This is a genomic window from Bacteroides cellulosilyticus DSM 14838 (assembly GCF_000158035.1).
Taxonomy (GTDB): Bacteria; Bacteroidota; Bacteroidia; order Bacteroidales; family Bacteroidaceae; genus Bacteroides; species Bacteroides cellulosilyticus.
Genome location: NZ_EQ973490.1, coordinates 1148634 through 1155984, shown reverse-complemented (window position 1 = coordinate 1155984; position 7351 = coordinate 1148634). Strand labels below are relative to the sequence as shown.

The 7351-nt window shown below is 42.1% G+C and carries 7 protein-coding genes; 5 read left to right on the top strand and 2 right to left on the bottom strand.

The features are described from left to right. The first annotated feature begins 358 nt into the window (after window positions 1-358). Window positions 359-1069, top strand: a complete 711-nt coding sequence (locus BACCELL_RS08870; protein WP_007211379.1) for a hypothetical protein — start codon at window positions 359-361, stop codon at window positions 1067-1069. Between the two features lie 89 nt (window positions 1070-1158). Here the strand turns inward: BACCELL_RS08870 and BACCELL_RS08865 are convergent, their stop codons facing one another. Further along, window positions 1159-1710: a DUF3836 domain-containing protein gene (locus BACCELL_RS08865; protein WP_007211378.1), complete on the bottom strand. Its 552-nt coding sequence runs from the start codon at window positions 1708-1710 to the stop codon at window positions 1159-1161. 261 nt (window positions 1711-1971) lie between these two features. On the opposite strand from BACCELL_RS08865, the gene BACCELL_RS08860 reads away from it, so the two are divergent. Both BACCELL_RS08860 and BACCELL_RS08855 read left to right on the top strand, forming a co-directional pair. Then, a complete protein-coding gene (locus BACCELL_RS08860; RefSeq protein WP_007211376.1) occupies window positions 1972-4230 on the top strand; it encodes a sensor histidine kinase in 2259 nt (752 codons plus the stop codon). A gap of 103 nt (window positions 4231-4333) precedes the next feature. Next, on the top strand, window positions 4334-5194 hold the full coding sequence (locus BACCELL_RS08855) for a hypothetical protein (protein WP_007211375.1): 861 nt from the start codon (window positions 4334-4336) through the stop codon (window positions 5192-5194). 13 nt (window positions 5195-5207) lie between these two features. Here BACCELL_RS08855 and BACCELL_RS08850 read toward each other — a convergent pair whose 3' ends face one another. Beyond that, window positions 5208-5990: a DUF5694 domain-containing protein gene (locus tag BACCELL_RS08850; RefSeq protein WP_007211374.1), complete on the bottom strand. Its 783-nt coding sequence runs from the start codon at window positions 5988-5990 to the stop codon at window positions 5208-5210. A gap of 99 nt (window positions 5991-6089) precedes the next feature. Between BACCELL_RS08850 and BACCELL_RS08845 the strand changes: the two genes are divergently transcribed. Beyond that, window positions 6090-7112, top strand: coding sequence for a PDDEXK nuclease domain-containing protein (locus tag BACCELL_RS08845; RefSeq protein ID WP_007211373.1), 1023 nt, complete (start codon window positions 6090-6092; stop codon window positions 7110-7112). A gap of 32 nt (window positions 7113-7144) precedes the next feature. After that, the coding region (locus tag BACCELL_RS08840) for a response regulator (RefSeq protein WP_007211372.1) at window positions 7145-7351 on the top strand (207 nt) is incomplete at its 3' end.

Below are 7351 nucleotides of genomic sequence, written 5' to 3'. Positions count from 1 at the left end.
TACAAAAAGGAACTAATTCCGCCAATGGATTACTTGTAATAATCTTAACCTTCAGACTATTGTGAAATCAGGAACTTTGAATGATTAAGGTAGGAATTCTTTGTTTTCTTCCTTTAAAACGTCTGCTGTTTCTTTGGTAAATTGAAAATATACCCTTTTCTTCTTACTTTTACTGGATAATAATATATTGAGAAACAGACTAATATGGGATAAAACTCCCTCTTCATTTATCCCCCCTATTTGTTTTCCCGTTCATGGGTATCTTCCTACTTTTGTTACACCTTCCTTAGAGGCTTAACTAATATGTATTATTATATTAACTATTTGACAGAATATTAACTCTTAAACTAAAATTATTATGGCATTTTTTGTGAACCCCGGCAAAGACTGGGAGAATAACCTGACAGAAGAAGATATTGCGAAGCTGGAAGCGCAAGGGTGTGACGTGAGCGGACTGCGTAACAGACCGCCCGTGCCGGAAGATGATGACGAAGAAGAGGAGGCTTTCGATAATCCTACTCGCTTGGATAGACTGAAACCTTATCTGCAAACACCCCGGGACATGGAAACTCCCTTCTTCAGGGCAGTGGCAGGCAATGCTCCCTGGTTGTTCAAGGATCGCTGGAAGAAGAAATATACGGAGTCTCCCGTTATATATGCAGCAGTGGTGCAGGCCAACAGTGCCTTGTGGAGACCGGGAGACAACGATTACTATCCGGCAGTGTTTGTTTTTGCCCTCGACAAGAAGCACATTCACGATGTGGAATGGTTATCGCAAATGGCAGAAAAGATCAGCGAATTGTCAGATAGTCCTACTGTGCCGGATGATTGCCGTAAACTGATTAATACGTTGCGCGATAGTCAGAGTGAGTTTTGCTTCCGTATCGGCAAAAGCGTATCCGGTGATGCCGATGCCTGGTGTGCTACTTATAAATTCGATAAGCAATCGGCTCTTCCGCGCAAAGCGCTTCCTTCGGATGGTATCGTTCCTTTCTTGTTGAAAGCCAATCCGGTAGAGAACCAGTTTGTGGATTTTAAACTGATTCCCTCCGAATTGTATATTGGGTAAATCAAAAAATGCGGCTATCGGAGGATTGCTTTTCCGGTAGCCGCATTTCTTTAGGAATTTAAAAGAGGGTGTTTATTGTTAGAGGAAAGTTACTTGTTTGCCAGCAGGGCACCGCTCCAGTGGGTAGCGTTGTGTTCTGTCACCAGATTCCAGGAGTTTTCCTTTTCATTCCAGCTATAAGCCATGTAGTTCATGCCATTTTCATTCGTCTGATAAACGGCTTTAGCTTTCACATTTGTGTAATCGCCGGCTTTGCTGTTCCATGCTACATATTCCACGTTTACTTCGTTGTCGGTGTAGCTGAAGTTAAGGCAATACAGCTTTTCAAATCGGTTGTTGTCCTGGTTCCATTTCAGAATTTCCTTGGCGGATACACGTCCTTTTTCATCATGTGTGTAGTTGTATTGCAGGTGGCGTTCCAGGTACTTGCCTTCTTTTACTTTATAGACTGTCTGGGTTTCTACACCGCTTTCCTGTTTCTCACTGTTGTAAGCGAAGTCTTTTACGTTGTTACCACTTACTGCGTTTACTACTGATGTCAATGCGAATACTACTGATAATACTAGAGCTTTCATAATGATTTTATTTTTTAAGTTATATATTTCGTTACTTTTGATGTTGCAAAGATAGGGCAGGGGCATGAGGATGAATGTTATCGTAATGTTATCATTAGGTTAACGATATCTTTGCAACTCTGGAAAGCTTTCCTTGTATTTTTTTAGAGTTGTATGTATTTTTATATTCCTCTTTTAATCAGTGAGATGCTGATTTTCGTTCGTTTCTTTTCATCGTACCTTGCCATTGGCTGGAAAGAATGCATTCTCATCGCATATAAAAAGTAGTACATTACTCCGTGATCCATAGTTATTTGCTATTTTTGCAGGCGAATATAAACGGATAAGATGAAATTACGTACTGTCATCTCTCTTTCACTTGTGAGTCTGATTGCTGTTGTGTTGATACAGTTGGGTGGAATGCTTTATGCTTTCCATGCACAGATGCAGGAAGCAGAGAAGTTACTAAACAAGTGTTTTTGGATGTCTTTCACGGAGACAGTGGATAATTTGGTGAACAACCTTCCTTATCCTGATAATTCAATAGCTATCATAGCGTATGCACCCAATCCTAAATACAAGCGGATTGATGGGAATGAAAGGAATAAGCGTACTTCCCAGCAAGTGGCACAGGCTTTGCAACGGGTGTATGGAATAAAAGAAATTCCGTTAGCCACCATAGATAGCGTGCTGCACAATAAGTTGCGGAAGTTAGACATGGATGGAACGTTGACCGTGGAGCGCATTAATGTAAATACAAATGAGGTGCTGGCAAGTACCAATCCTCAGGTAAGTATCCGTAACTTTGCTGCTGTTACTTCCGAAACTGCTTTTACCTTTAAATCCCGTGGGGAGGCTGTCCGTGCCATTCTTTCTTTCCCTGCCAAGGAGATGGAGAAGAGACTCCTGTTACTATCATTCATTACATGGCTATTGCTGGGTACGGCTGTCTATGCCTTGATTGTGCAGATGAAGTCGGTGTTCCGTCAACGGCATGACTTGCAGAAACAACAACAGGACTTCTATACGTTGGCCGAAGAAATGAAACATCCCGTCAGCCGGATGGAGAATTTGATAACCACAGAAAACTGGCAAGAGATAGAGGCACAAAGCAACGTACTCTTTGAGAGAACCAATGATACTCTGGCACATGCCAAAGCAGAAATCCGGCAAGGAAGTACAGGCAGGCCTATTTCTCTTAAAGCAATTTCTATAGTCAGCCTGGCGGGAGTATTCCTGTTGCTGGCTGTCTGGTCGGGATATTTGTATTATATTACATCTCAAAAGATACGGTATCAGGCGGAGGAGCAATTGGAAGAGGCTTTCTACCGGGAGGCAGACTTACATAGGTATCCGCTTTTCACTAAGGCTAATCCTGATTTTAATTGGGATAGTTCACCGGGAGAATTTCTCCCTTATCCGAGGCGTATGATGAATGAACTTTATAAGGTATATCTGGAGAAAGGTTATCGTTACCGGGTACAGTTGAGTGTCATACGACATCTTTACAATAAGTTTGATGAAGATTTCCGCGTAAAGATGGCTTATGATATACAGGATACGATTAGTCTGCGTAGCCGTGTGCCCATTCCGTTCTCCTTGCAGTTTGCCGACAGTGTTTTCAGGAAACAGCTTTTGGAAACAGGCTTTCCGGATAGAGCGGATATCCGTTGGATCAGGTATCCATCCCGGGAGTTGATACTTTATACAGGTAGTCCGACTGTTGACTTCGGGGATATTACTACCCGGTTGTTTCCGTTGGATAAGGATAGTACGAGTTGCATCTTTGCTGTGGTTCGTTCACCACAACGTACTATTATGAGTACCACATGGTATATGCAGGTGCCGCTGCTTATTGCTTTCCTTTTTGTATCTCTCTGTGTTTTCTTTCAGATACGTATGTTGCGGGCACAGCGTCGGTTGGAGCAGTTTCAGAAGGACTTTACTTACTCCATGATACATGATATGAAGTCACCGTTGCAGTCTGTCATGATGGGAGCACATATCCTGGCAAGTGGTAAGTTGGCGGATAAGCCTGAGAAGCTGGTCCGTTACAGGCAAGTAATGGGAGATGAGTGCGAACATCTGTTGACACTCTCCAATCGCGTAGTAATGCTGACAGAGATAGATCGTGGGGAATTGGAACTACATAAAGAAGAAGTTGCCTTAAGGCCGTTGTTACGGGATATAGCAGAAAAGTATCAGTTGAAAGCAGCGAAGACGGTTCATTTTGATATAGATTGTGAAGAAGGATGTAGTGTTTATGCGGATGCTTTCTGTCTGCGTGAGATACTTTCCAACCTGGTGGACAATGCCGTCAAGTATTCTAATGAAGAGGTTCTGATCATTCTTTCAGGTAAAAAGACAGAGGATGAAACCATTGTTAGAGTGCATGATAGCGGTATTGGTATTCCTTTGAGCGAACAGCATAAGATATTCAATAAGTTCGAGAGAGTTGCTTCCGGCAGTCGTAAGACGGGTGCATCAGGTTTCGGGTTAGGATTGAATTATGTGTTGCAGGTGGTGAGTGCCCACGGTGGTATGGTGAAGGTAGAAAGTATGGAAGGGAGTTACAGTGAATTTACGCTACAATTCCCCTTGCGTTAAAAAAGCCTGCTGGCAAAGATGAAATGTGCTCAACTATTTGTTATTCAGATAGGCTTTTACTATTTTTGTATACAGAGTCCGTAAAAAACAAAGGAGGTAGATTATGACACGCAGGGTTGGCATATCTTGGCTCCCAATTCGTTGGGGATTATTTTTTCTGTTCATTTCTGGTTTGCAGTTGCTTTCTGCACAGGAAGATAGTGCACGCTTCACTCTTGATAGCATGTTGATAAAGCCGAAAGCTGCATTTCAGCTTCCATCCGTCAATCTGCTTCCCGAAAAGACTGTATATCCTTTGATTAATCCTATACAGTTAGGTGATTTACCTTCTTTCTCCTTGAAAGAGGAACTCCGTATACCTTATCATATAAATCCTTCTCCGCTATTCCGGGGCGATTATAGCACAGGAGGCGTATTAAGGCAATTTCCCCATGGAGCGGTATTCGGTTCCGGAAGCCAGACCAGTGTTCCGGGCATCGGGCGTTTCAATAATGCTTCGTTAGGATATCAGCATATCTTTAATGATCGGCTATCGTTGCAACTTCGTGCCAATGCCATGAAGATAAATATGTCTCACATCACCGGGCAAGCTTTCAGTACTGCGGGCAGGCTGACTTATCGTGCTTCTGACCGGGTTGCCTTCAATGTCTTCGGTTCGTATGATATCGGTAATTCTTATGGGATGAGCACTAATAGTTATGGTGCTACGATGTCTCTTGATATGTCCGAACGTTTTGGTGTGGAGGTAGGTGCCCAGCGCTATTACGATGCCATGCGTGGAGGTTGGCAGACGGCTCCCGTTGTGATACCTTATTATCGCTTCGAGAAGTTTAAGCTGGGGTTGGATGTAGGCGGAATAATATACGAGATTCTGCGTAGCGCGGTGTTTGATAATCGTGGCGGCGGTGACTTTGGTGGCGGCCCTACGATTAGACCGCCAAAGTTTTCATTTCCGATAAAATAGAAGAAGCAGATATTTACTTCAGGTAATCGTTTATATTTAGTAGTTTGTATTCGGGAGAACATTCAAACAGATAGTTCAGGATGTTCATGTGCGCTGCGCCGAAAATAACCAGTATTCGTTTACCGGCGGCATCGGGAATCCGCTGGATATTCCTGAGTATCCTTAGATTCCGGTTGAACCATCTTCCGGATTCAAAATCTGTTCCGGTATAATCGCCTTTGACGGATTCATACTTGAAATGCTTGATAAGATAGTTTCCTAAATCTTTCTTGATACGTACCGGATCATTGAGATGTATCAGTTGTGCAAGTATTCCCTGCTGTTTGAAGATGGGTTCATCTTCATAGTATAAAGCAGAGTCGGGAGAGTTCGAGAAACTTTCTTCAAAAGCCATATATTCATTACTTTCATCATTATCCAGCAGTTTCTCTATGTGGGTAGTGTGTGCTCCCCAAGCATCTGCACAGTATATCTTGGCATTGCACATTCGGGCTATTCTGAAACCTAACTGCTGAATTTCGTTTCTGTTCAACTCATGCTTGCCGGTAAGGTATGAGTTATAGAGAGAGTCTATCTCTGACTGTTTGTATAAAGGGCATTCAATGACAATGGCATCCGGCTTGAATTGTGCCAGTTTCTTGGATATTAACTCTATCTCCCTTTGATATTGAGGAGATAGTACATCTATCTGGTCTTCTTCGGATACTTGTTGCACATCCAGATTGGGAAATTCGAAGTGGAAGACTCCCAACGTAAGGACTTCTGCCTGCTGGGCATATCCTTTTGTGAAGAACATGCTTGCGGTAATCAGAATAAGAATGAATGATATCGCAATGTTATCTTCGGGTTAACGAATAATTTATTACTTTTGTGGCTGATATCATAACTGATAAAGATGGAGTTAGATAAGTCATTAAAGGTAGATTTTCTTTCAGAAATCAAAGGAATCATCCAGCAGGCACGCACTAATGCTGTACGAAGTGTAGACTTCTGTCGTGTACAGATGTATTGGACACTTGGGAAGCGTATTTTTGAAGAGGAACAAGATGGAAAGGAGCGTGCCGATTATGGAGCTTACTTGCTGAAAAATCTCTCTAAGGAGCTTGTCCCGGAATTTGGCAGTGGGTTTTCTTATCGTCAATTGGCTTTCTGCCGCCAATTTTATAAAACTTATCCAATTGTGAACGCACTGCGTTCACAATTCAATTGGACTCAATATAGGCTTCTTATTCAAATAGATAATCCGGATAAGCGGGAATATTACGAACTGGAAGCGATGAACAATTGTTGGACAGCGCGTGAGTTAGAACGCCAAATCAATTCAGGCCTTTATGAACGTTTGTTATTAAGTAATGATAAGGAGGCTGTTTTGGCTGTAGCACGTAGAGAGCGTATCCCAGAGACACCTTTGGAAATCATTAAAGATCCTATGGTGTTAGAGTTTCTTGGTTTGAAAAAGGAAGCGGCATATTATGAAAAAGACCTTGAACAGGCATTGATTACCCATTTGCAGGATTTCTTGTTAGAATTAGGAAATGGTTTTTCTTTTGTGGCCCGGCAAAAGCGTCTGCTACTTGAAGATGACGAATTCTTTGCAGATTTGATTTTTTATAATCGTCTGCTGCGCTGTTTTGTTGTTATAGAGCTGAAAACCCGGAAGATAACCCATGAGGATATAGGACAGTTACAGATGTATGTGAACTATTATGATCGGGAGGAAAAACTTCCGGAAGAGAATCCTACTATCGGGATATTGCTATGTGCAGATAAAAATAATATGGTAGTTCGTTATTCGCTACCAGAAAATAACACTACCATATTGTCAAGTAAATACCAGATTTATTTACCTTCGGAGGAGCAACTTGTGAAAACGCTTAAGCAAGAATTGGAAGAGAGAAGGTTAATTGATAATTTATAGTATAGAAAGTTAATACAATTCATATCAAAGACATGGATACAATAAAGTTATTGTTAGTTGAGGACGATCCCAGCCTGCGTTACATCGTTCAGAGCGGATTGGAAGATATCATAGAGGGCTATGAAGTGTTGGCAGCCGCCAATGGTGAAGAAGGATTGGCAATGTGGAGGGAACACCGTCCCGATGTCATTCTCTCGGATATAGAAATGCCCATCATGGATGGTTATGAGATGGTGAAG

Coding starts and splice junctions, on each gene's coding strand:
- BACCELL_RS08870 (WP_007211379.1), top strand. CDS start 359: ATGGCATTTTTTGTGAACCCCGGCAAAGACTGGGAGAATAACCTGACA.
- BACCELL_RS08865 (WP_007211378.1), bottom strand. CDS start 1,710: ATGCCCCTGCCCTATCTTTGCAACATCAAAAGTAACGAAATATATAAC.
- BACCELL_RS08860 (WP_007211376.1), top strand. CDS start 1,972: ATGAAATTACGTACTGTCATCTCTCTTTCACTTGTGAGTCTGATTGCT.
- BACCELL_RS08855 (WP_007211375.1), top strand. CDS start 4,334: ATGACACGCAGGGTTGGCATATCTTGGCTCCCAATTCGTTGGGGATTA.
- BACCELL_RS08850 (WP_007211374.1), bottom strand. CDS start 5,990: ATGTTCTTCACAAAAGGATATGCCCAGCAGGCAGAAGTCCTTACGTTG.
- BACCELL_RS08845 (WP_007211373.1), top strand. CDS start 6,090: ATGGAGTTAGATAAGTCATTAAAGGTAGATTTTCTTTCAGAAATCAAA.